Consider the following 25,238-nt stretch of genomic DNA (forward strand, 5'->3'; position numbering starts at 1 on the left):
CTTCACGCTTATTTTGTTGCTATATTTTTAACGCCTTTTGCATTGTCTGCTCATCATAAAACCATAGCACCGCAAACATAACTCCGTAAATAGCCAATGGAATCCACACATAATTCCAATTGATCATCGTTAGCGTGGCGGTATTTTGTCGCTGTCCAGGTGCATAGCCGGATAGTTGGAACAGCCCAGCTGTAATCAAGCCGCCAACTCCAAGGCCAACGTTTACCCCAAAGTTATCGCTAGCAGCCAGAATGCCTTCTGCCTGAATCCCCATGGTGACGCCATAACGAATTGTATCTGCAATCATGATGGAAACTAGCCCAACGACCATGCCGTGACCAATGGCGTTGATCACTACACCGGTGAATAAAATCGGTAACGTGTTCAAATAGACCCCCGCTGCCAGCACTAGCTGACCGCCAAACGCTGTCACGATACCGGTTAACATGGTTTTCTTATTCCCATGTAAACTGGATAATCGCATAATTAGTACCACCCCAATTAACGAGGTTAAGGTAAAACTATTGGCCAGTGGTACCAGCGATTCCTTATTCAGCGTGTACTTGAAATAGTAAATCGCCGTTTGATTTTTAATAGCAGTGACTAGCCAAAATAGCAAGATTACGATAGAAATACGAATCCAAGGTTGATTTTTTAAAATCATTGGCAGAACTTGCTTAACCGGTTGGTGAGCAATCTGCTTGTTGGTAAACCGTTCGCGGACGTGAAAAAAGGTGTTCCAAATGAGGATCAATGAAATCACACTAAACAACATCATCGTCAGCAAAAAGCCCTGTTGCTGATTACCATGACCGAAAAACGCCACTAACGGCAACGTGAAAACCGCCACGATAATTTGCACGGAACTGCCAGAGAATTGCCGGATCACTCCCAGCAGTGTCAGTTCGCGTTCGTTTTGTGACATGGTGGGCAGGATGGACGTGATGGGCAGGTTCACCGCCGTGTAGAAGAAACCCAGCCCCAAGTATGTGACATAGGCCCAAATTAATTTACCCGTATGAGAAAAATCTGGAGTAACAAAGGTTAACACTGCAAATAATACGTAAGGTAAGGCATACCACAAAAAGAACGGCCGGCTCTTGCCATACCGGGAATGGGTATGATCGATCATTAGCCCAATCAGCGGACTCTCAATCACATCCGCCACCCGTGCCACGATGAATAAAATCGCTACCGCACCGGGCGTCAAACCGTAAACATCCGTGTAAAAGAACAGTAGGTAGGTGGTCATCACCTGAAAGACTAAGTTGTCAGCCGCGTCGCTCAGCCCATAGCTGATGCGCTCCGGCCACTTCGTTTGCCAAGTTTGATTCACAGTTGGTCACCGACTTTACTTTGTATTGGTTAGTTCGTGATAGAGTTCGTCTGAGATGATGTGGTTTGTCCACATCCAAGCCATGTGACCCAGCACTTCTGAAATATACTAAGATAAGAGAGTCAAAATACGACGGTATTTTGGCTCCTTTTTTGATACATTAAGGATGGGACAAAAGGTCGCGAGCACGTTAGGCAAATACTGTCTTAGCTGAAAAGGGCCGTCCCTAAAAATGAGATCTGAAAGTTTGTTCTAAGTATATTGGCTAATAAAAGTCGAGTTTAGAAAATTAAACAATCAGATTGTGTATCTAATAATTATATGGAGGTGTTTTATGACTAATAAAATTGTTGGTGTAGGCATCGATGTCAGTGCTTATAAACTCGACATCGCAATTTTAAACACTGATGCAGAGTTATTGAGTACTGATCAAGTGGAAAGTAATGCAGAAGGCTTTAAAAAGCTTTTTCGTATCTTAAGTAAACAATTGAACGCCGTTCAGATTGTTTTCGAGGCAACCGGTATCTACTCGAATAAATTGGTTCGTTTTCTAAATGAACTACATTTTAGCTTCGAATGCATCAATCCACTGGTTGCCAGGCAGTTAAGTACGGGTTTGCGACAAAATAAGACCGATCGTGTCGATGCAATCAAATTGGCTCGCATCGCTATCAGTGATAGCTTCCAGCCATCCTATGTACGTGATGAAGCCTATGAAAAGCTCTATCAATTAGATCGATGGTATGAAAATGAGAATCGCAATATTGTCATCTTTAAAAATCGTTTTGATAAGATTCAACAACAGACGTTTCCCGTCAAAGGCTTCCCGGTATCTAAGGACCAGTCATTGTTTTATGAGCTGTTTATTATTTTCCCGCACGCAGACTGGGTCTTACGTTCCAGTCTTAAACAAGTAACTGAAAAACTGAAAGTTCATCTTTCTAAACAACATCCTAGAACCAACTGGGGTAAGTATGCCAAGCTACTCCATTCTTACGCCGTAAAAGCCGTTCCCAGCGTTATAAGTGATGCGCCTAATTCAAAATATCTGATTCAGCTTGGCCATCAAATTTTAACTGTAATGGATACTAAAGCACAGCTCATCAAAAATATGATTGAAATCGGTAGTACATTCCCGGCTTTCAAATATCTCTGCTCAATACCAGGAATTGCTGAAACCTCAGCTATCAGGATAATCGCTGAAATAGGCGATATTAGCCGATTTGATAACACTAACCAGATCAATGCCTTTATCGGCATTGATCTTAGGCACTTTGAATCGGGCCTATTTACTGGTTCAGATACTATCAGTAAACGGGGCAACAAGATTGCTCGCAAGCTTTTGTATCAGTGTGTCTTTCAAATAGTTCAGACTTGTACTCTGACCCATAAAAAATGCCATATTGCTGACTACTATTATTACCAAACAAAAAAGCAGTCTTCTTCACCCAAGAAGACTGCCATTGCTTGCATACATCGCCTACTGAGAACGATATATGGAATGTGTAAATATGGTGAATCATATCAATATAAGTTCCATAAAAATCAACTGATTCAATAGTATTTTATCATGAAAAAATACTAAAATCAGTAGGTCTATTTAAGTGTACCCTAATTTCCTAGAAAACATCGTCAAAAGAGTTGTCTTTTGGTAGAAAAACGTGCTCAAACAAGCAGACAGCTGCATGTAAGGCCCCTTTCTCACAAACCCCAAGCCCATGGGTTTATGAGAAAGGGGCCTTACACTCCGCTATCTAAACGCTTGTTTTCACACTCTTCTTTTGAAACGTGCTCACGCAAGCAGAGAGTTGCAAATAAGGCATAAGCAACAAAAATCCAAAACCGGGATTTCTGTCGCTTATGCCTTATTCTCCACTCTCTAATCGCTTGCGTTCACACTCTGTTTTTAATCCCCCACCGGATGAATATGATCCACTGCGGCGACCTGATTCAAGAACGCCATATCCTTATCGCTGATCTCAAAATCAAGCTCCGCATTGGCCTTCACGTGCGCCATTGACCGTGCTTTTGGTAGCGGTGCAATGTCATTTTGAATCACAAAACGCAAAGCTAACTGTGGTACCGAGACCTGATAAGATTCAGCAATCCGCTTTAAATCAGGATCATTTACCAAATCACCGGTTGCTAATGGTGAGTAAGCCTGAATGACAATCCCGTTATCCTTAGCTGTCTTTACAATAGAATCTTGAGTGTATCCAACGTAGTACTGAATCTGATCTACCGCAGGGGTCACCGTCAAACCGTCCCAAGTTAACAGGTTCTCCAAATCATGGGTATTAAAGTTTGAAACACCCACCGATTTTGCCCGACCGCTGTTGTAAATATCCTGCATTGCACGCCAAACATCGCGATTTTCAGCATCATGGTTGGTACCCATCTGTGCCCATGGCCATGGCGCGTGAATGATGTAAGAGTCAACGTAATCAAGATCCAGCGCCTTTAAACTGCTATCAAAGTCAGCCATAGCTTGATCATAAGACTTCGATTCTCCAGGCAACTTGGTCTGAACAAACAGGTCCTCCCGCGCTACATCACTAGCCGCAATAGCTTCACCAACACTCTTTTCGTTTTGGTAAGCCTTGGCAGTATCAATAAACCGGTAACCAGCTTTCAGTGCATTGCTAACGGCATCAAAAGTTTCCTTTCCCGGTTTGGTCTGCCAAGTACCAAAACCAACTTTAGGCATTTTTAAACCATTACTTAATTCAAACGTATCTGTAATTGTAGTCATTCGAATTCCTCCCTATCCAGTTATCCAATATATTATATGACCTTATAGTAGGTCGAAGGCAATCAAGAACACTTATCAGTCAGTCATTTACCCGCTGAAAAATCTTGCCCGTTAAATCCGGTACGATCCGTCTCAGTAATTTGTCGTAATACCCGACAAGGATTCCCCGCAGCAATCACGTTATCTGGAATATCCTTAGTTACAACGCTGCCGGCACCGATAATAACGTTACTGCCAATGGTAACTCCCGGTAAAACCGTGACGTTAGCTGCTAGCCAAACATCATTGCCAATGGTAATTGATTTAGCAATACAGCCACCCGTTCGTCGCTCAACTGGGTCAAACAGATGATTACTGGTGTAAAGTCCCACTTTAGGCCCAAAAAGAACGTGTGACCCAATCGTAATGGGCGCGCCATCCAACATCACGCAATCATAGTTGGCGTAAAAATGATCGCCAATATTAATGTTGCGGCCAAATTCACATCTGAAATTAGGTTCCACAAATGGTGTTTCGCCCACGTGTCCAACTAACTGCGTGAATAGTTCATTTCGTTTATCCGGGTCGACTGTCCCGTTCAATTTCTGAGTAACTGCCGTTGCCGTTTCTCGTACCTTCATTAATTTCGGATCCACATCATCGTACGGCTGACCAGTTGCCATATAAGCAAATTTTTCGTCTAAATTCATTTAAATCTCCCCAGTTTCGTTTTAATCCCATTATATCGCAAAATCCCGTTATGATTTAACAGCACTGTAAGGTGTTGAAATCATAACGGGATTCAAAATTCATTTAAACGATTTTTAATTACTTAGTAGCTGGTTCAGCAGACATCACTTCATCAAGTGCTTCAGCTAACTTCTTAACACCATCCACGATACCGTCTTCAGGTGTGTTGGAGTAGTTCATTCTAAATGTTCCTGGAACTGGTTCGTTACCAAAGAATGGATCACCAGGAACCACGGCAACGTTACGTTTCAGTGCGACATCAAATAACTTTTGTGAACTCTTAACGCCTGGTACTGTAACCCATAAGAACATACCACCTTCAGGATTACTGTGTGAAACACCCTTAGGGAAGTACTTATCAATAGCGTCAACCATGATTTGTTCACGCTTATGATAGAGTGCACTGATAGCTTTGATGTGATCGTTGATATCATTGTCGGTAAAGTACTGTGCACATACATATTGTGAGAAACTGTCAGTATGCAAATCAGCAGACTGCTTCATCATGGTGTACTTTTTAAGCAGCTTTGGTTCTGCCACTACCCAGCCAATCCGCAGACCAGGTGAGAAAATCTTCGACATGGTGCCCATGTAAATCACATGACCAGTCTTATCGAGTGACTTCAATGAAGGTAAGTTTTCACCTTCCCAGCGAATAGCACCGTATGGGTTATCTTCAAGAACCATAACGTCATATTTATCAGCTAATTCAACTAACTTCTTTCGGCGTTCCAAGGTCATCGTTCGGCCAGTTGGGTTTTGGAAAGTAGGTACGGTGTAGATCAAACGAGCATCTGGATTGTTCTTCAAAGCTTCTTCCAAAGAATCCATCTTCATGCCATCTTCATCCATATCAACGCCAACAAAGTTAGCACCGTATGAACGGAAAACGTCAACGGCAGTTAAATAAGTTGGGTCTTCAACGATAACGGTACTGCCTTCATCGAGGAACATCTTACCAGTTAAATCAATCGATTGTTGTGAACCAGTGGCAATCATAACGTGGTCCGCAGTGGTATGAATACCTTCAACTTCCAACCGCTTTAAAATAACATTGCGTAATTCAGGAACACCTTGTGCGGAGCCATATTGTAATGCAGCTGGACCCTTTTCGTCTAAGACTTTATCAGCAGCAGCTTTAACTTCCTTAACTGGGAATAATTCCGGTGCAGGTAAGCCACCAGCAAATGACGTTACTGCGGGGTTTGCAGCTGCCTTTAAAATTTCACCAACGGGATCATTATCAGTCTTAGGTACGCGACTCGAAAATTTGTAGTCCATATAAAACACTCCTCTATATGTAAGTTTACTAAAATACATTATGTTAATCCCTGCACATACAGCGATTTAGTTAGTATTATAGCACATAAAATTAGATTATGATTAGGAAATTAATAATAATACCACTATTTTTTGATTTTCCTCAAATAAAAAAAGCGATGCACATTTGAATGCATCGCTCTCTTGAAACTAATCTAATCGCCCTTTGCGGTGACGTACCAAATAGAACAACGTTGCAACAACCAAAACCGCCGCACCAACAATTACGGAGATTCTGGTATCTGGGTTAACGAACATAAACCCAACGATGATTAACAGCATCACGATGGCAAAGTAATCTGAAAATGGATATAGGGGTAACTTGAACGGATGATCCTTCATCGCTATGGCATTATTTTTCCGGAAACGCAGTTCAGCTAATAAGATAACGAACCACGGAATCATACCTGGTAAGACTGATGAACTGAAGACCACCACGAACAGGTTTGAAGTCGATTTATTATAGGCGGAAAAGACAATATCAAGAATAAAACCTAATAGAATCCCACCTGAAATGCCTAAAATCGAAGCACTGGGAACGACTCGTTTTGATAAATGACCAAAGATTTTCGGTGCATCATTTTCGTGTGCCAGCTTAAACAGCATCCGGCTAGAAGAATAGATTCCCGAGTTGGCGCTAGATAAAGCAGCTGTCAGCACCACGAAGTTGATCACGGAAGCCGCAGCAGTAATCCCAACCTTAGCAAAAGTCGAGACAAACGGTGACCCGATTGCACTCAGACGGTTCCAAGGATAAATGGTGACAATTACAAAAATCGCTCCCACGTAAAAAATTAAAATTCGCAACAGCACCGACTTCACTGATTTAACGATTGCTTTTTGCGGATCAGCAACTTCACCAGCCGTGATTCCCAGCAATTCGATACCCTCGTATGATCCCACGATGATTGACATGGAGAAAAAGAACCCTTTAACACCACCAGTGAAGAACCCGCCATGGGACCAGAGATTACTAAAGCCAACCGGATGCCCACCATTACCAAAACCAAAGAAAATCACCAAAAAGCCAAGAATGATCATCAGGATAATCGTAATCACCTTGATCATGGCAAACCAGAATTCCAGCGAACCATAAGCTTTAGCGCTAGCAAGGTTAGCGATGACTAAGAAACCAATGATGACCACCCCAACGGTAAAGGTATTAATGTGCGGCCACCAGTACTGCAAATACTGGGTTGCAGCCACCACTTCGGACATTCCTACCACAATATATTCAAACACGTTGGCCCATTTTGCCAAATATCCGGCTAAAGGATGAACGTATTCCGTAGCGTAATCCGCAAAGGAACCGGTTCCCGGATTGATGTAAATCATTTCACCCAGTGCCCGCATGACAATGTACAAAATCAAACCAACAAACATATACGCCAATAAAACTGAGGGTCCGGTCCACTTAATGGTGGAAGTGGAACCCATGAAAAGACCCACACCAATGGCGCCACCCAGGGAGATCATTTCCATTTGTCCCGCCGTCATCGAACGACGTAACGCAGGTGACGCTTTAACTTTTCGTTTCATTAAATCATTGCCTCTCCAACATTATAAAATTATCAACGCATTTAAATCGGGCGCAATGCCGGTTAGCACCGGAACACTACGCCCGAAATTGAATACTGTCAATATCCGCTTGAAAACTGAACACAACTGAAATGAGCAGGTTTCTACAAGCATCATTTACCCTTTAATATATTAGCACCAACTGATGTTCAAACAAAGCAAACTTATGTATTCGTTCAAATGAAAGCGCTGTTATATCAATGTTTTCAGACTATGAGACACCCCAATCCGTATGTCTCTTAAATAGGATTGTTTTTCGTTACACCGGCTGTATAATGACTTAAAACTTACCTATTACTAACCTTCTAAGGAGAACTAGACAATGAAAAAAGCACTCATTACTGGCGCCAATCGTGGTATCGGCCTGGAAATTACGAAACGTTTAGCCCAAAAAGGACTCTTTGTGATTCTTGGCGTGAGAAGTGAAGCACACGCTGCTGAAACTAAACAAACTTTAGTGGAAAATGGTGTTGACGAAAATCAAATTGATTACGTTTTACTTGATTTAAATGACACGGACACCATCAAAAAGTCAGCTAGCTACATCGCAGAAAAACATCCTGATTTAGACCTACTGGTTAACAACGCGGGCATTGCCGGTGACATGGAAAAGCCTGCTTTAGCAACCACCGTGGCTGAATATCAAGCAACTTGGAACGTTAACGTACTGGGTACTTTACAAGTAATTCAGCAATTAGCGCCAGTTTTAAAAAATCATCAGAGTCAAATCGTCAATATCTCGGGTCCCTCTTTCGCAACAGCCTTTTACAATCCAGCTGCCTACCGCGTTTCGAAGGTCGCACTTAACGCCTTGATTCAGTCACTAGCCATTGATTTCTACAAGAACCAAGATTCCGTTGAAATCTATGGTATTTTCCCAGGCGGTGTCACCACCGACATCAATAATCACCGTGAAGGTCCCTTCATGAAGACCGTTGATGAAGCTGGTCAATTAATTATGGCCATTATTTTTGATGGTAAAGGCCACAATGGTGACATTGTTAACTTCGATCAAAAAATTCTTTCTTCCGTTAGATTTACCAGGTGAACAACCAAATAGAACCGTGATTATTTAGCCATAACAGGTAGATAATCACGGTTCTATTAATTTACTCTCGATTTAGAAATAATCGTTTATTATCTCGCACAAATTCCGCAAACGTAGTGGCTGGCCGGTGCAAAACCGTCTCAATCGTATGATTAACCGTTTTGGCATTGCCAAGTTGGGTGATAATGTAGAGCATCACCATCACGTTGACGAATTCTTTTTTAATTCCCCGTTGAATCATGGTACGACGGAATTTTAGTAGGCTAGGTTTACTGTACGTAATCGGCACCCCTAGTTCAGTGGTCATAATTTCTGCTGCCTGCTTGTAAGTGATTGCGGCAGGGCCCGTTATTTCCAATGCTTCACCAAGATATTTGGGATCGCGTAGAACCGCTACTGCAACGGCAGCGATGTCTCTGGTGTCAATAAAACTGGTTTTAGAACGCCCCGCCGGCACAAATAAATCGTGATTTTGCTGAATATCTTGCAGATGAGTGCTAGTAAGATTTTGCATGAAAAAACTTGGTCGAATAAAAGTATGAGGTAACCCCATCTCAGTAATCATCCGTTCAATCTTACGGTGCGGTACCATGGGATTCTTCTCCACACCAATCAATGAAACAAACACCACTTGGTCAATGCCGTGGCTTTGCACCGCAGTTAAAAAAGGCTTCATATCTTGTTCAGGTTTCGCCAGTTCCGGTGGGCGAACGAAGAAAACTTTATTGATTCCCTTGAGTGCTGGGTCAAAGGTGTCAGCATCCAAAAAATCAAAGTGCCGGGTTTCCACACCCAATTGTTTCATTTGCACCGATTCAGCATGATAAATACCAGCAACGACCTTCACATCATCGATTGCTGCCAGTTGTTCAACCACCGGCCAGCCAATATTCCCAGTACTGCCCAAAACGAGTATCTTATCCAACATGATGACCTTCTTCCAATTTAATCAGCAAACTCACTAAGGTTGCTTGTTCCTGTTGCTCCAGTGGAATGGCAAACTCTGACATTTGTGCGTTAGCAATTTGCTCGCAGCGTTTAAAGGTTTCTTCGCCTTTAGCCGTTAACGTGAGAACACGTGCCCGTCGATCTTGACTGGAAGCTTGGACAGCAACCAGCTCTTTGGCTGCCAAACGTTTGACGATTCCCGAGACGGTCGCTCGATCCATTCCGACAATCCCCGCAACTTGAGCTGAAGTTAACGGATCCTTTGACAGCTTCAGTTGAGCAATCACAGCCCACTGTGCACTGGTGATACCCTCTTTTTCTAAGGCAACGTTGAGCTGATAGCGAAGTTCTTTGGCTACATCCATGATAAGATAACCGAAATTATTCATAGTGTTTCTTCCTTTTAAATATAGTTAGTATACTAACTATATCGAGTTGGGTTATTAAAGTCAAAATTGTGCGACTAATCTTGGTCCTCTGCCAGACTAGTCGCACAATTTAGTTCCTATAATTCAATTGAAGCTTTATCCCCATTTATTTGAAAATGTGTCCCATATGGTTCGGACAGTTTTGCTAAGCGCTGTAAAATATCCCCCTTATTCGAAATCGTGGGCCATCCCTTTCGACCATCAGAAAGTGAGTAGTCATAGCCTAATTCAACTGGCCGTATTTCAACACTTGTCAGCTTACCGTTCTCAATCGTCCAATCTGGGATAAATGCCTGATAAAGCTTGGGGTCAACTTGCATCCCACGAGTGTAGCCCGCCCACTGAGCGTTAAAGAGTTCTTTAATCGTTGAGTCGGTTGGTAAGTCATACATCTCAAAATAATCAGCAGGTGCTTTATTCATACTTTGGATATTAAGAATAAAATCGCCTAAAGAATAGAAAATGGGGCGATCCCGGTATATTTCAACCGCTCGAATCGTGTGCGGTCCATGCCCCACAACGGCATCTGCACCGCAATCAATACAGGCTCGGGCAAACTGTTCCAGAAAATCCGGAATTGATTCACGATCCTCAACCTTCATTTCGTGACAATGAATTGACACCACCGCAAAATCAGCCTGATCCTTAGCTTCTTCGATTGAGCGTTGAATTCTATTCATATCCTTTTCGTCCACTTCAGTAATGTGTCCTGGCTGAGCAGCAATTTTAAAGCGATAGTCTCCCAACGCAATCGTGTTATCCGGCACTTTTGGCTGAAACCCCGCTTTGCGCAACAACCGATTATTATCATCTGCATGCGTCGCGTCAATAATCTTGGCTAGCGCATTGCCTTGATCGGGTGTAACAAAATAAGTGGCGTGATAACGTAACGGATTTAATCCCGGTCTGCCAGGTAAATAGGCGGAGGCGTCACCAGCAATGGCTGCAGGATTAAACGAACTGGTGACCCCAATCACGCCGATCCGACCATTTGGTGAATCATAATAAGCCGGCTGAGCAGCCTCCTGCATGTTCCTGCCAGCACCAGCTAAAGGAATTCCGGCTGCATTCACGTAGTCTAATGTTTTAGTTAACCCGCCATACGAATAGTCCATCGTATGGTTATTAGCAAAAGTGGTGGCACTAAAGCCAAATTCTTTCAGGTCTTTCAAAATCGACGGATCTGAGCAAAAATACCCGCCACCACTATACTGCGAACCATATGATTCATACTTGTGGACCGTCGTTTCCAGATTAAAAATACTGGCATCCGCATCTTGAATAATCGACTGAACGGCTTTAAAACCTGGGTAACCACCGCTAGGCATATGACGCTGAATAATGGCATCACCTACTGCTGCAAATTTCGTCTTCATCTGCATATCCTCCCGTATCATTGATAAACTAAAAGCAGTCTGATTATCAGTCAGATTTTGACTGGTAATCAGACTGCTTAAGCCGTTATTTCGACATATCATTTACTATCAAACGTCAATTCTACGCGTCTCATTAGAATTTGATATCCCAAGCTGGTTGTTCAAGTTCACCATAACTCTTCTTGATTTGGTTCTTAACAGCCTTAGTTTGATATGCTTTAATAACATCTTTATAAGCTTGCTTGTTCTGGTTCTTCTTAGTAGCAACGATCACGTTGAAGTACTGCTTATTTGTCTTGTTCAAAGGTTCTTTGAAGATTGAATACTTGATGTTAACGTGATCGGCCATAGCGAAACCACCATTAACGATTGCTGCATCGACATCATCAAGTTGACGGGCAGTTTGGTTAGCATCGATTGGCGTAATCTTAAAGTGCTTAGGGTTAGATGTAATATCACTTGGTGTTGGTGTCGTAACGCTGTTGTTCAATTTAATTAAACCAGCACTTTGCAACAATTTCAGTGAACGACCCTGGTTAGCGGCATCGTTATCGATAACAATCGTAGCACCCTTTTTGAGATCCTTAACGTTGGTGACTTTGTGTGAGTACAGACGCAGTGGTGCGGTGATTGAGTAACCAATTGAAGTTAAGGTACTATCCTTGTGGGCTGCATTCCAAACATCCAAATATTGTTTAGTTTGGAAGGAGTTAAGGTCAATTTCACCGTTTTGAACAGCCTTATTTGGTTGTACATAATCAGTAAAGTCCTTGTACTTGATCGTAATGTTGTACTTATCCTTTGCCTGCTTAGCAACGGTACTCCAGACTGCTTCGTCACCCTTAGATGGTGCAACTCGGCCAACTGTAACAGTTTGCGCTTTTTGCTTACCGCTTAAGCTGCCACCAAAACTAAAGAACCCAGCAATCACAATGACCACAACAACAATAATACCAACGATCCATTTAGTAGATTTCTTCATAACATTCTCTCCTCTGAGTAACAAATTTTATTATTTTTCAAAATAGCCTTTAACCACATCTTTATAAGTCTTGATGGTATCTAGATAGCTGCTAACAGTTGTAAATTCATCAGTTTGATGAACCACACTAGCGTTATCTGGTCCTAAAACGATAACGTCAATATTGGGATTACCTTTGGTGAACACGCTGGCATCCGTAGCCCCTTTGTAAGTAATCAGCTGAATGTCTCTACCTTGATAGTTCTTTTCTGCTGCCTGCTTAGCAACTTGAACTAGGTGCTTTTCAGGTGACGTTTCAACTGGGTGCCAACTATGGATGACCTTAAAGGTTAGTTCGTAATCCGTTGTCGCGTTGATATCGTCCACCGTCTTTTGGATGGCATCAATAACGTGCTGATTGTCAAAAGCTAATGTCGGCCGGATATTACCAAATAATTCTCCGTATTCAGGAATAATATTGACCTGATCACCGCCTTTAATCAGCGTAATGCTGTGAACTAACTTACCCAAATATTCATCAACCGGTGCATCGTCAAAGATATGCTTTTCGCGGTTGCTATACTCATTCAGCCCATCTAGAGCGTTGATGCCCAGTTCTGGCGTTGAGCTATGAGTGGATTTCCCCTTACTCTGGATTTCGTAGTTAAAACTACCACAGTGTGCATAAACCACGTTACCATCGCTAGCTTCACCAACAACCATGGCATTAACATCCTTTGAAATCCCCTGATCATTCAAACGGTTAGCACCAGGTGTCCCAAACTCTTCACCTGCGGTAGCAATGAACCGGAGTGTCCCCGGAACTTTGTAGCCTTCTTTAACCAACTCAATGAACGTTCGTACTTGAGCAGCTAAACCGCTCTTCATATCAGCAGCACCACGTCCATATAGCTTATCGCCAACGATTTCGGCACCAAATGGATCATGATGCCAAGCATCTGCATTGGGAACTGTAACGGTATCTTGATGCCCAGTCAAGACTAAGACATCGTCGACCTTTTTCTCCCCAATTTCAGCAACTAGATTAGCTCTTTTATCACCAAATTCATCAATCTTATATGAAATGCCATTTTCATCAAATAACTTGCCAATGTACTTAGCAACTTCTACTTCATTGCCATTCGGCGTTTGAATCTTGATGAAATCCTGTAATAGCTTAATTCGTTCGTTATCTTCTTCTGTACTCAACCTATTACCCTCTTCTATTAGTTATCTATGACTGTGACTCGTAGCTTTAGCTAAAACATCACCAGTGAGTTGGACAAATACCACTAGTATTAGAACTAGCAGTGTAGCAACCAACGTAATGTCGTTTGAAAATTGGTTATATCCATAAGCAATGGCAGTATTCCCAAGTCCACCAGCTCCAATGGCACCGGCCATAGCAGTCATACCAATCAAACTAATGAGTGTAACTGTCGTGACTCGAATCAATTCAGAACTTGCTTCCCTTAAATAAACGTCAAAGATTAAATCCGGAACGGTTGCCCCTAAGGACTGAGCCGCTTCAATTTTCCCCTTATCAACACTGGAAATAGCTGCTTGAACCTGACGTGCATAAAATGGGATTACGCACAATGACAGGGGAACTAACGCGGCAGTCGGACCAATCTGTGTGCCAACAATTGCTTGGGTAACGGGTGCAATGAATGCAAGTAAAATAATGAATGGAATGGCACGAACAATCGACACGATCTTATCAAAGATATTGAATAACACGCGGTTTTCAGCAATCCCGCCCTTATCAAAAATCACTAGTCCAACACCGAAAATCAAACCAATAACACCGCCAAACAAGGCTGCCCAGAAAGTCATATATAACGTTTGTCCGATCGAAGTCAACCAGCCGTTTTGTCCCAGCCAGCCTAGATGAACAACGTTAGGCATTAAGTGTGCGAATTCTGACATTATGCAATCACCTCCCTAGAACTGTATTCTTCAACATCGACCCCTGCCTTCTTTAGATAGGCAATCGCCTTTTCACGGTTATCCTTGGCACCTTTCAAAGTAACGAATAACGTACCAACGGGAGTCCCCCGAAGTTCATCAACGTTACCAAAGATGATGCTGACTTCTACATCAAAGTCTTTGTAGAGCTTTGCGGCAATGGGGTCAACCACATTGGTACCAGTGTAAGTTAAATGAGCTAACTCCCATTCTTCGTGATTCAAACGTTGGATGGCATCTTTATCCAGAAGATGGATGGCCTTTTTAAGTTCACCCTGAGTACCAATCAATTCTTTGGTTAATTCTTTTTGGGGATGAGTGAAGACATCAACTAATTCACCGCGTTCAATAATCTCACCGGAACTCATCACCGCAATTTTATCAGCAACTTGTTTCACAGCTTCCATCTGGTGGGTAATTAAAACAATTGTCAGGCCCAATTCTTTGTTCAGCCGTTTCAATAAATCCAGGATCTGCGTTGTACTCTTGGGATCCAACGCTGAAGTTGCTTCATCTGAAATTAGAATATCAGGATCATTAGCTAGTGCCCGCGCAATGGCAACCCGTTGCTGCTGACCACCGGATAACTGAGCCGGATAAAAGTCTTTACGGTCCTCTAACCCGACTAGTTTTAACAACTTAAGCGCTTGTGCCGTAACTTCCTTCTCTTTTTTCTTGCTATGTTTCAGGGCGAACTCAACGTTTCTAATCACCGTTTTTTCTTCCAGTAAATTAAAATGTTGAAAAATCATCCCAATATTCCGACGCTTTTCTCGTAATTCTTTGGTTCCAATCTGCTTAGTAACGCCATCCTTCTTTTCAAAAAGAACTTCGCCATTAATTTCGACTTTGCCACTAGTTGGTAACTGAAGTAAGTTGATGACTCGCACTAATGTTGATTTACCAGCACCAGAGTAGCCAACAACGCCGTAGATCTCACCCTGTTCAACCTGTAAAGAAGCGTCCTTCACAGCTTGAACCGTGTTACCTGCTTGATCAAACGAAACGTTGATATTCTCTAAGTTGATTAATTGCTTTGCCATTTATAACCCTCGTTTCAGTTTTTTACTCACATATCTGTTTAATTAATATAACCGTTTTTCTTTCTACAGAAACTAAAAAAAGTTTTCGTCCCTAAGTCATACTTATATGACCTAGGGACGAAAACTTCGTGTTACCACCCATGTTTATAAATCACTCACATGATTTACCTCAACAGCACAATAATGCTTGGAACGTTAACGGGTCCTACCGAATGAAGAGCTTGCACTCTTCACTATCCTTCAGAAGCTCATCTTCACCACATAAACAAGACTCTTTTTCATCAACCGAGTTTTCTGTGCATGTTTTTTAGGTTACTCTTCTTCTTATCGATTATTCTATTTACTTAGGTGGATAACAACATTAAATTAGTAAACATCTATTTTTTACTAATTATGTTTTAATTTATCCGGTTACCTTATGAGAACATTTTAATCATGTATAATTTGTTTGTCAAGATGCTATAACTCTTTTTCGTGAAGGTTACTAAAGAATTGTTCCAGCAATTTGATTCCTGTCTCGTAGTCTTTAATCACAACATTTTCATTTGGCGCATGTGGTCCAGACTGTGCATTGCCAACCCCAAAGGCTGCGATTGGCGCGTCCAAAAAATGATTAAAATCATATGATGGCCCTGTTCCAGCCGAAGTCGGCAACACTTCAACTTTATCTTCACCGCCATAAACTGATTCGGCGGTTGTAATTAATTGCTTAATCAGTGGTGCGTCCATGTCTGACCGGTAAGGTGTAACGCCCATGGTAAACTTCACGTGAACATCACCAAAACCGTTTTTCTCAAGCTGTTTTTGAATTTTGTTAGCGATATCAACTGGATCTTGACCCGGAACCAGTCGGGCATCAAACTTAGCAACACCCTGTTTTGGTAACACTGTTTTAACGCTTTCGCCTTCATAACCGCCACTGACACCTTCAATATTTAAGCTAGGGGCAAATAACAGTGCTTCTTTAATGGCATTTTCATCGTCACCTTGAATGAAGGGGTACTCGAGGTGATCTTCTTCCTTGATTTTTGTGGGTGAATAGTACATCTTGTGCGCTAACTGTTTAGCACGTTCTGAAGGCTCCTCAACACCATCGTAGAACCCTTCAACGGCAATTTTACCGTCTTTATGCAGGCTAGCAATACCAGCAATTAGATGCCAGAGAGCACCATCAACTACCGCAGCGTTAGAAGAATGCAGATCAATGCTTGCGGAATGGGTCGATAGTTCAAAACAGCTAATCCCCTTGTTGCCACCGGTAATTACCAGCTGGCCAATCTCGTTCTTTTTGCCGGATTCCCAAATAATCAAATCAGTTTTAAACAAGTCAGCATACTTTTCAAAGTAACTATGAATTCCTTGGCTGGCAATTTCCTCGGCACCTTCAACCAAAAACTTGATGTGTACAGGCGGTTGCCCATTTTCATCTAGGTAGTCCTTTAAAGCTGTCAATCGTGCAAACAAATCACCTTTACAGTCAGCTACACCACGACCAAATAACTTACCGTCTTTTTCAGTCAGCGTCCAGGGATCAGTATGCCATAAATCATATGGCTCAGCTGGCTGAACATCATAGTGATTATAAAATAAGATGGTTGGCGCACCTGGCTTTTCATCAGGAACCGGAAAATCAGCAAATACTAATGGAAATTTTTCATCCGTAAACACCTGAACTTTGCTACCAAGTTCTTCAAAGGTTTGCTTCAAGAAATCAGCCGTTTCAGGAATATTCTGATATTTAGCCGACACTGAACTTAACTTAATATACTGGGCCAACTTTTGCCGATAAGTTTCAATATTTTTCTCTGACATCAAACCACTCCTCTTCCAAATAAAAAAGTCCTTAGATTCTAAACTTAGAACCTAAGGACGACTGCCGCGTTACCACCTTAATTTCCACTTTTCTCACAAAAAGTGGCTCAATAAGTTAGAGCAAAATTTGCTGTAACCTTGCATGAATAACGCACGCAAACCCGTAGACAGCTTAGCTAAGCCTCACTGCTAGTTTAAATTCAAGACCATCTTCAAACGTGTTACCTTACCAGCTTTCACCAACCGCCAGCTCTCTTTTAAGACGCAACGTTCTACTCATCTTGATCAACTTTTTATATTCTCATGTGATTGCCATTGATAATAACGCTTTTGAAATCGAACTGTCAACTCATTTTTCCTAAAACAAGTTACTTAAGTTCATCCCTTAGCGTTTGCATTAGTTAAGATTTGGCTTTGGCAGTCACTTTTTGTCCAGCTACAAATAATCTCAATAATTAAACAGATGATTAGGCGCCGTACTGCCATTTTAAAAATGGTAACACGGCGCCTCAATTCATTTATTCTGCTTCAACTTTAATCAATAAACAGATTGGTCTACTTAACGTGAGCAGTTTTGGTAGAAGTAACCGCCTTATAATGCCCGTGTGAATAATAACCGGCATTGACGGTAATCGTTTTAGCTTTTGGTGCATAAATTGTTTTGCTGAAAGTGTGCTTACTACTCAACTTCACATAACGATATCCTTTATAGGTGTGGATGTGAGCATAGTTAGCAAATTTATACAATTTTGCCGTACCAGTCACTTTCACGTATTTTTTTGAACCGGTTTTCTTCACGGATAATTTAGAAATATAACTGTGCTTAGCGGAAGATTTGGGTCCTGCGACACCATCATAGTTACCGCCATAATCAAGTACAGCGGCTTCCAAAGCGTGCACGTACCCTTCTTCTTGATCAGCAATATCATAGAAGTCCGAAGAACCGTTGGTGGCGTTAATTTCTTGATTCAGGTTATTCGCCAATGCTTCCAGTTGGCTTTGAGCGCCCGATGATAACCGGTTTTTAAAGATGTTATAGGTTGCAACCATGCAGTCATAGTTGGCACGAGCAGTTGCTTTTGTATTGGTATGGCCTTCAATCGAACTCGCAAGATTGTCTAAATAATCATGAAAGCTTGGCCAATTCCAAGATGTATAGGCATAACAATATTCCTTCGCACTTGGCAGTGAGCTTGCAACCCCTGCTTGGACGTCAGAGCTGGCCTTTCCCAAAGCCGCTTTAATGCCACTTAGATCACGTACATAGGTTGAGTTGGGGATCTTAGCTGCCGCTTGCGCCTGTGTAGTACTCAGTGCATTAGGTGCTTCAACAAATATACCTCCCAATAGCGATGTTCCTACCATAACCATAATTGCTGATTTACCGACCTTTTTTAACATTCAAATTCCTCCCAATAAAGAAATAATTTCGTAATGCAGGCCTACTTTATCATCGCCCAATGTCACCAGGTGTCGTTTTAAATTTAACTTCAAATTTATTCCAAAATTATTTTGTATCTAGATCATGTGTCCAGTCTAGAAAATATAGCTACCTTATTCATTCAAAAATTTATAGTGATACTTTTGGCTATTTAATGCCACATACCGATAGTCATTGTCCAGTTTTAAGATGGAAACGCTCAGCGGATTGTTGCCCTTGTAACCGTTATACGTGCCGACTAAATACATATTAATAGTGCCATCCGGTAAAATTTTCCCCTTATACGAAGTGGCAACACTATCATCAGTATCATCACCGTGTTCAATTTTCATAATAGTTTTAGTTTGCTGATTCCACTTCAACTCAACACGACTTGGACTAATTGAATTGGGATAGTAATTGTAAGTGAGGGTCTTATCACCATCTTCCAATTCATCAGCTATATCAACAAAAGTGTGTTCTTTATTTTTGGAATCGAATAGAATTCCCTGAGTGACTAAAGAATCGTAAACATCATCATCAGCCATTGCCTCTTTGATTGCTGACTTAGAACCATCCATTTCCAGAAACAAGCGATTTTTCAGGTACTTATCAATTTTAGCTTGGCTATCAATTTTGCCAGGCTTTAGCCGCACTGAATTCTTGACTCCAGATATTACCGGATATCCTTGATTAGTTTTGGTGGTTAACTGTTTGATTGGCACAACTGCGTCCGCCGTTTTGTGACCATGAGTTTTTGCACTGTTACTTCCGCAAGCCGTTAAAAACGTGACACATAATAACCCAATTAACATTAGTCCTTTTTTCATAGAAATCCCTCCATTAATTGTGAGTAAAATCAACGACACTGCCTTGATGTTTCGTGTCATCGTGGACATACCTTAACATTGGCAAGCGTCACCACCTGTCGCTAAATTGGTTATTTTTATTATTTTTTCTTATATGTAAATTAGTTTTGCTTTGCGATATAATAAACACATTATAGTAACCGCTTTCTATCGACTGAATGTCGCTAATTATTTTATTTTCTGTCAGTTTAGCGACATACCATGTCGTCGGGACACCGTATACTATGTTTGTTCAATATATTAATCAGACCATCCACCCAAGCTAAAAGCTCTAAAAGAACAACTCTGCAAGCCTTACGTTCTGATTCTGCTTTGTAACTCTAAACGTGGAAGTTAAGATGAAGCTTTCTTGGAAGGTTACTAATTTAAGGAGTGACTCATATGAAAACTAGAAAACAAGTAAAACAGGAACTCGATGAATTAAGTAGTCAATATGATGTGGATATGTCGCAAATAAGCTCGTTCACGACCTGTGTGCATGACTTACCCAGTAATGAACAGATTAAGCGTGACTTTCCAGATTTGTCAGATGTAACACCACTAACTTTGGGACCTAATGGAGACATTAAATCTTCTAAAGCATTTGAGCCAAATGAAAAAACACATTACGCAAATACTGATGTCGCTTTCCCTTTTCCTTTTAAGCACCCGAATTCAAAACACAGTCAAGTGACCGAAAACTACCCTAACTTTTTTGATTCTGAGAAGCTAGTCAATAATGAATTTATGTTCGTAGCCCTTAATTGTGCAGAAAGAAACAGCGAAGATAATGAACCACAGGAACACGATTGGCAAATGTTTCACGATACTAAACGAATTGCAAATACGTATAAATTATACTTAGAGATAAATCAAGACCGCTTCAAAAACTGCTACATCACGGATGCATTAAAAAACACTGTTGAAAGTGATTCAACCAAAGTTGTAAATCAATTTAACTTGGGCAAGTCGAAGTCATTACTCCAATTTTCTGACCCTGAAAGTCTCGGCAAATACTATCTAGAAAACCTGCCAGATTTTAAAAACAGAACTGATGCGGCTGCGGTTACCGAGACAAATACATTAGGAATTAAAAATAAGCAAACTTATCTGCTAAGTTTGAACTTATTTATTGCGGAGTGTACAATGATTCAGCCAAGACAACTGATTGTATTTGGTGGAAAAACAAGCGAAATTCTACAATCCATGAAGAGTGATATTGAAACACACCAAAACGAATTAAATACTGATCCACAAATTCTAAAGTATGTTATCCAGTTAATTGATAATTTAACAACTTTTGATCATTATTCAGCTTTTCGAAGCGTAAAACGTCTCATGGATAAAACCGAACAGGAACTGTGGCCTAGTCTTAACGACGAAAAACAAGCCACTTTTCCTAACTAACTTTCATTAACTAAAATTCAAAAAGTCTGAGATCAATTCTGACATCGATGGAGTAACCCATCCACAGCAGAATTAATCTTAGACTTTTTTGTTGATTCATTTATTTCAATTGGTGACTCTAAGTAGGCTGAATTAAAAAGTCATGTCGTCATTCATAATTCGCCATCATTTTCTGAATCTCCTCACGTACTTCACCTCTCAAGTATTCAGGTTTCACGCCCGATACCAAGGATCCCTGACTCATCAGCCAAAGTTTAGCGCCCTGTTTAGCCACGTTTCGGCATTTAATGAATACTTCCTGGGAGCCGTCCTCTAAAGTACGGGTTTTTTTAACACTGCTTTCAGGAAACCGATCCAATGCTGTTTGCGGGAAACCACGGTACCAAAATTCCAACGTGGTATCGCCGCCGCCAGATAGAAGATACGTCTTTTTCCGTAGCTCACCAACATCCAATTTTTTGATCCGGGGAACTGTCACCTTACCGCTATTCGTTTTGCGGAAGGTGATGAAACGATCTAGCCGATAAATCCGGCTCTGTTCATGTTCATCATCATATAACAAAACGTAGAAATAATACTCTGAAAAATACAAGCTTAACGGTACACCACGCCGCTTTTTGGTTGTACTAGAATTGGGAACGCTGCTTTGATAAGTGAATTTAATCGTCGCTTTTTGCTCTATCCAGTCTGTGAAAATTCTTACCCGATCAATTAAATCTGGGACAGTTTTAACTGGATAGTACTTACTTAAAGTTTCTGTGGTTTCTTGTGTTAGAAAAGCTTGCTGTTTAGGGGTTAAATTATATTTTAAATGCTTTTCGATTGTATTCACACTGCCTTTTTCAAGCGCTCGGGTCCCAATCAGAATCTTCATGATTGCCAAGGCTTCATCAACATGGAGGCTATCAATTTCTTGATCTTTTTGAAAGTCAGGGTCATCCAATTTATAGAACAAGTGATACCCCGGGATAGCCTTGTCATAATTCACCGTATAGTAACCCGCATCTGGCAGAGAATCCATCGAATTTCTTATCGCCCTCAAATCTCGTTGCACTGTCCTTTGAACTGATTTTGGATCCTCATGAAAGTAATCAACGATGTCACTTAAAGTGAAATAATTTTTCTGAAATAACCACAGCATTTCCCCTGCAATTCGCTCTTTAACTTTAGAATGCCACTCTGAGTTGTCGTCATTTTGAATACTATCGTCTCGTTTATCCACTTGCATAACTTCCCTTCAAGAATGTTCCTTAAATAAGTAGTATGAGGATTATTATTCTGAACTAAAATTACCATTAGTTACGGTCTAATTCAATTGTTTTATAGTTACATACTTCAACAACTTACAATCAAAATATATCAAATTATCACGTCATCTTATGTCGTTTTTCTAATAGATAATCATGTTCCGTTGAAAATTATTTTTAGTTAAAGAACTTTTTAAAAACGACATTTCGTGTCGTTCAGATTCGATATACTGTACACATCGAATAAGAAAGTACCAGATCTAACAAAAGGGAGCGTGTTTGTCTATGTATCCGTATGAAGAAACTAGATATACCAAAGCTGTCACACTAAGTGGCGCAATTGAATTAAATCGGCGCCTTAAAAAAATCTCCGACCATTTAGCTGTTATGTTTCAACCTGAATTTATCCTCGGTACCGGTGATGACCGAACACTGGTTGATGCCAGTTTCACTATTTTTTGGCGCGACAAAAATATCGTTTCGAAGCCACTCCGAACTTTTGAATTAGGCTTTCTTGCCATCCCAGTTCGTCAAACTCAGGAAATCACTAATGCAAACCATCCATTCGACTCAACTATCGCTACTCAAATTAACGAAACTTGTAACACTTTTGAAAATAACTTCACGCCTCTAGAACAATTCATTCCTGATAGATTAAACCCTTCCGAACCCGATCTCCCGTTTGATTTAATGATTCTCGATAGTGGCCTTGACAGTTTATTTCCTTATGTTCGTACCTCACCGATTAAATCCACTGAACTGAACCTGGATGATCCGCAAGACCCCCTTGTAGATGATAGTGATGCTTCAATTCCCTTTTGGATCGATGATCTTAACCAGGAGAAATGTTTAAACTTAATCCGTACGGCTACAAAACATCAACTGACCGATTTGAACAATGAAAGTGATGATATGGATGATTTTCTATGTTGGTTCTACCGCGACTTTACTCAGTTTCAATCCTTTATTTTTAAATTTCTTCAGTCTCACCATTACGATACTATCCCTCAAAAGCTGACAATTGATCTGAATGGATTGCAATATGAATCTTTTCTGAATGACTCGCGATATGAATCTGATGACGAATATGTGTTTGATGATGATTTCTATCCTGACGATATTCCGTTAACGACCCTTCGTTGTGCTTATGATCAAACAATCAACGGGATGCCAGTTCTAGCACTTCAACGATACCAAGCCTACCGTATCCCCAGTCAATCTATTTCAGCAATCGTTATCTATGCTGATGATACTCAGGAGTTAACAATGACGTTAACTCACGTCCCTGAAATGATTCAGGCCTGGAAAAAATAGGTTTTAATCGTCACCCTGCCAATTTATGCCGGCCCTTTTGCCCATCCAAACGAGGTGCTTAATGATGAAAGATTCTGAATTTTGCGACCATGCTGATTTAAACTATGTCGTTTTTAACGTCACCATTGATGACGCGTCTGACTTGTCAACGCATGGTGACTTCTACAAATTGTTACAGCCGGTGGAAGAACCATTTCAATTCCTTTTTAATCAAATTACTTACACGGACGATTCAGCACAGTTGATTCTAACAGCCTTATCGTTGACAGAGGTACCGCTTTACTCAGTCGCAACCACTTTACTTGATTCTAAGCAGGGGTTGCATTACATCATTACTAATCAGGGACATGGTCGTGCTCCCATCGACATCCCATGGTATGATGAACCCGAGAGCGGTAACACACTGAGCGAAACGGTCAGTTTGAAGATTCGAGACAAATCCCTCTGCCGGTCTGAAGATAAAGTCCGTCATTATTTGGAATCAATTTCGGACACCGTTAATTTAGTCATTATTAATAAAATTGATGTTTTTCCAAGAAAAATTTCTCGCGTACTATTTACACTCATTTCTCTGGACGAAATCACTGAAGCTGATGTTTTCACTACTGATAGTCTTCTAGGAGATTATGGACGTTTTCGATACCACATTGACGATCATTGTTTAAACATTGGCGAGAAAAGATTAAAAGTTTGGTATTAATTTCTTTGGTAACTAAGTCTCCCAAATATAGCAAAAAAGCAATTCACAGATTAACGCGCAATCTGTGAATTGCTTTTTTCTATATCGATTCAATTATTCAACATTATCCATATCATTCGGGTTCAACCGGTGCTGATACAAGCTCTGATCCGTCTTATCAACGTCCGTGCTTAAGGCATCTTCAATCACCTGCTGAACTTCTTGCATATCCGTCTTATTGAAGAACGGTACCGCAATCGTGTAGCCGTTACCGCTTTTTTCAATTTCCAACTGGGTCATAATACCATTTAAGAACATCCCTACACCTAACACCATCAAAATCAACCCTAATAGTACGGATGCATCCATAGCAGCGAAACCAAAGAAAAACAATATAATTCCCCAAATGAAACGACTCATTTTATACGCTGTATTCAATGAAACGTTAGAGATGTTTTTCAACGGTACGTTTTGAGTATGTGAGCCCGCTGGAAAAACACCTAAAACCGTATTCTTTTCATTAATTCTGACAAACCGATAATCCACCGAAATCTGGCCCTTGACCCAAAATAGAAGGGCACTAGCTGAGAACTCCTTTTTGATCCACGTATTGCTTCTTGACTTCGTGTATGTCGTCTCTTCAGGTTCAGGTTCCTGCGGCTGTTCAACTTCAGGTTCCGGTTTAACCTTAGCCTTAGGTGTTTCCACATTAACGTGGGCGATTGGTCGCTTAGCTGCGGTAGTTTCCCCTACAGAACTTACCTTTTCAGCACTAACGCCCGTGTTTGCCACTAATTTATGCCCGCAATTCGGACAAAAGCGCATCTCTTTAGATTCAATCTTAGCACCACATTTAGGACAAAAATTCATGATGATTCCCCCTATAACAAAGTATGAAAGCGATTCTCCTCGAACAAATTAAGTATACTCTCCCCCGAATACCGGGACAACCTAATAATTAAGAAAAGATTAAGATTTGATGTGCTTTAGATTGTGCAATTCCCCTTTAAATCAAAAACAGCTA

22 protein-coding genes and 1 other annotated feature are annotated in these 25,238 nt (G+C 41.0%); of the genes, 5 read left to right on the forward strand and 17 right to left on the reverse strand.

Annotation, left to right across the window (positions count from 1 at the left end):
* Positions 1-19 precede the first annotated feature (19 nt).
* Positions 20-1,336: an MFS transporter gene (locus tag CES82_RS06150; RefSeq protein ID WP_098824533.1), complete on the reverse strand. Its 1,317-nt coding sequence runs from the start codon at positions 1,334-1,336 to the stop codon at positions 20-22.
* A gap of 334 nt (positions 1,337-1,670) precedes the next feature.
* Between CES82_RS06150 and CES82_RS06155 the strand changes: the two genes are divergently transcribed.
* A complete protein-coding gene (locus CES82_RS06155) occupies positions 1,671-2,897 on the forward strand; it encodes an IS110 family RNA-guided transposase (RefSeq protein ID WP_098824535.1) in 1,227 nt (408 codons plus the stop codon).
* Between the two features lie 345 nt (positions 2,898-3,242).
* On the opposite strand, the gene CES82_RS06160 is transcribed toward CES82_RS06155, so the two are convergent.
* From CES82_RS06160 to CES82_RS06175, 4 genes are all read right to left on the reverse strand, one after another.
* On the reverse strand, positions 3,243-4,088 hold the full coding sequence (locus CES82_RS06160) for an aldo/keto reductase family protein (RefSeq protein WP_098824537.1): 846 nt from the start codon (positions 4,086-4,088) through the stop codon (positions 3,243-3,245).
* An 83-nt stretch (positions 4,089-4,171) separates the two neighbouring features.
* Positions 4,172-4,777 carry a sugar O-acetyltransferase gene (locus CES82_RS06165; RefSeq protein WP_098824539.1) on the reverse strand — a complete coding sequence of 202 codons (606 nt, stop codon included), beginning with the start codon at positions 4,775-4,777 and terminating at the stop codon, positions 4,172-4,174.
* Between the two features lie 118 nt (positions 4,778-4,895).
* On the reverse strand, positions 4,896-6,098 hold the full coding sequence (locus tag CES82_RS06170; RefSeq protein ID WP_098824541.1) for an aminotransferase-like domain-containing protein: 1,203 nt from the start codon (positions 6,096-6,098) through the stop codon (positions 4,896-4,898).
* Between the two features lie 189 nt (positions 6,099-6,287).
* The gene (locus CES82_RS06175; protein ID WP_098824543.1) at positions 6,288-7,676 is read right to left on the reverse strand and encodes an amino acid permease; all 1,389 of its coding nucleotides are present in this window, start codon (positions 7,674-7,676) and stop codon (positions 6,288-6,290) included.
* Between the two features lie 361 nt (positions 7,677-8,037).
* On the opposite strand from CES82_RS06175, the gene CES82_RS06180 reads away from it, so the two are divergent.
* Complete coding sequence (locus CES82_RS06180) at positions 8,038-8,763, forward strand: SDR family NAD(P)-dependent oxidoreductase (protein WP_098824544.1); 726 nt, start codon at positions 8,038-8,040, stop codon at positions 8,761-8,763.
* Positions 8,764-8,824: 61 nt separating this feature from the next.
* Here CES82_RS06180 and CES82_RS06185 read toward each other — a convergent pair whose 3' ends face one another.
* From CES82_RS06185 to CES82_RS06230, 10 genes are all read right to left on the reverse strand, one after another.
* Positions 8,825-9,688 (reverse strand): SDR family oxidoreductase, encoded by an 864-nt coding sequence (locus CES82_RS06185; protein WP_098824823.1) that lies wholly within the window; start codon positions 9,686-9,688, stop codon positions 8,825-8,827.
* A complete protein-coding gene (locus tag CES82_RS06190) occupies positions 9,681-10,100 on the reverse strand; it encodes a MarR family winged helix-turn-helix transcriptional regulator (protein WP_098824546.1) in 420 nt (139 codons plus the stop codon). The genes CES82_RS06185 and CES82_RS06190 overlap by 8 nt, the downstream gene beginning before the upstream one ends.
* A 116-nt stretch (positions 10,101-10,216) precedes the next feature.
* Positions 10,217-11,515 carry a CapA family protein gene (locus CES82_RS06195; RefSeq protein WP_180245682.1) on the reverse strand — a complete coding sequence of 433 codons (1,299 nt, stop codon included), beginning with the start codon at positions 11,513-11,515 and terminating at the stop codon, positions 10,217-10,219.
* Between the two features lie 133 nt (positions 11,516-11,648).
* Entirely contained in the window at positions 11,649-12,497 is an 849-nt protein-coding gene (locus CES82_RS06200; RefSeq protein ID WP_098824549.1) for a MetQ/NlpA family ABC transporter substrate-binding protein, read from the reverse strand.
* A gap of 30 nt (positions 12,498-12,527) precedes the next feature.
* Entirely contained in the window at positions 12,528-13,685 is a 1,158-nt protein-coding gene (locus tag CES82_RS06205) for an ArgE/DapE family deacylase (protein ID WP_098824551.1), read from the reverse strand.
* A 21-nt stretch (positions 13,686-13,706) separates the two neighbouring features.
* Entirely contained in the window at positions 13,707-14,405 is a 699-nt protein-coding gene (locus CES82_RS06210; protein ID WP_098824553.1) for a methionine ABC transporter permease, read from the reverse strand.
* Positions 14,405-15,487 carry a methionine ABC transporter ATP-binding protein gene (locus CES82_RS06215; RefSeq protein WP_098824554.1) on the reverse strand — a complete coding sequence of 361 codons (1,083 nt, stop codon included), beginning with the start codon at positions 15,485-15,487 and terminating at the stop codon, positions 14,405-14,407. Before CES82_RS06215 ends, CES82_RS06210 begins: the two co-directional genes overlap by 1 nt.
* A gap of 459 nt (positions 15,488-15,946) precedes the next feature.
* The gene (locus CES82_RS06220; protein ID WP_225364854.1) at positions 15,947-17,299 is read right to left on the reverse strand and encodes a M20/M25/M40 family metallo-hydrolase; all 1,353 of its coding nucleotides are present in this window, start codon (positions 17,297-17,299) and stop codon (positions 15,947-15,949) included.
* Positions 17,300-17,349: 50 nt separating this feature from the next.
* Positions 17,350-17,597: a binding site (T-box leader), on the reverse strand.
* 257 nt (positions 17,598-17,854) lie between these two features.
* Positions 17,855-18,700, reverse strand: coding sequence for a hypothetical protein (locus tag CES82_RS06225; RefSeq protein WP_098824558.1), 846 nt, complete (start codon positions 18,698-18,700; stop codon positions 17,855-17,857).
* A gap of 153 nt (positions 18,701-18,853) precedes the next feature.
* A complete protein-coding gene (locus CES82_RS06230) occupies positions 18,854-19,549 on the reverse strand; it encodes a hypothetical protein (protein ID WP_098824560.1) in 696 nt (231 codons plus the stop codon).
* Between the two features lie 420 nt (positions 19,550-19,969).
* Between CES82_RS06230 and CES82_RS06235 the strand changes: the two genes are divergently transcribed.
* The gene (locus CES82_RS06235; RefSeq protein WP_098824562.1) at positions 19,970-20,974 is read left to right on the forward strand and encodes a hypothetical protein; all 1,005 of its coding nucleotides are present in this window, start codon (positions 19,970-19,972) and stop codon (positions 20,972-20,974) included.
* A gap of 148 nt (positions 20,975-21,122) precedes the next feature.
* Here CES82_RS06235 and CES82_RS06240 read toward each other — a convergent pair whose 3' ends face one another.
* Positions 21,123-22,196 (reverse strand): helix-turn-helix transcriptional regulator, encoded by a 1,074-nt coding sequence (locus CES82_RS06240; RefSeq protein ID WP_180245683.1) that lies wholly within the window; start codon positions 22,194-22,196, stop codon positions 21,123-21,125.
* A gap of 310 nt (positions 22,197-22,506) precedes the next feature.
* On the opposite strand from CES82_RS06240, the gene CES82_RS06245 reads away from it, so the two are divergent.
* Entirely contained in the window at positions 22,507-23,535 is a 1,029-nt protein-coding gene (locus tag CES82_RS06245; RefSeq protein ID WP_098824565.1) for a hypothetical protein, read from the forward strand.
* A gap of 61 nt (positions 23,536-23,596) precedes the next feature.
* A complete protein-coding gene (locus CES82_RS06250) occupies positions 23,597-24,235 on the forward strand; it encodes a hypothetical protein (protein ID WP_143466294.1) in 639 nt (212 codons plus the stop codon).
* A gap of 93 nt (positions 24,236-24,328) precedes the next feature.
* On the opposite strand, the gene CES82_RS06255 is transcribed toward CES82_RS06250, so the two are convergent.
* The gene (locus tag CES82_RS06255) at positions 24,329-25,084 is read right to left on the reverse strand and encodes a zinc ribbon domain-containing protein (RefSeq protein ID WP_098824568.1); all 756 of its coding nucleotides are present in this window, start codon (positions 25,082-25,084) and stop codon (positions 24,329-24,331) included.
* Positions 25,085-25,238 lie beyond the last annotated feature (154 nt).

Origin of the sequence: Secundilactobacillus silagincola (assembly GCF_002583405.1) — a bacterium.
GTDB classification, from domain to species: Bacteria; Bacillota; Bacilli; order Lactobacillales; family Lactobacillaceae; genus Secundilactobacillus; species Secundilactobacillus silagincola.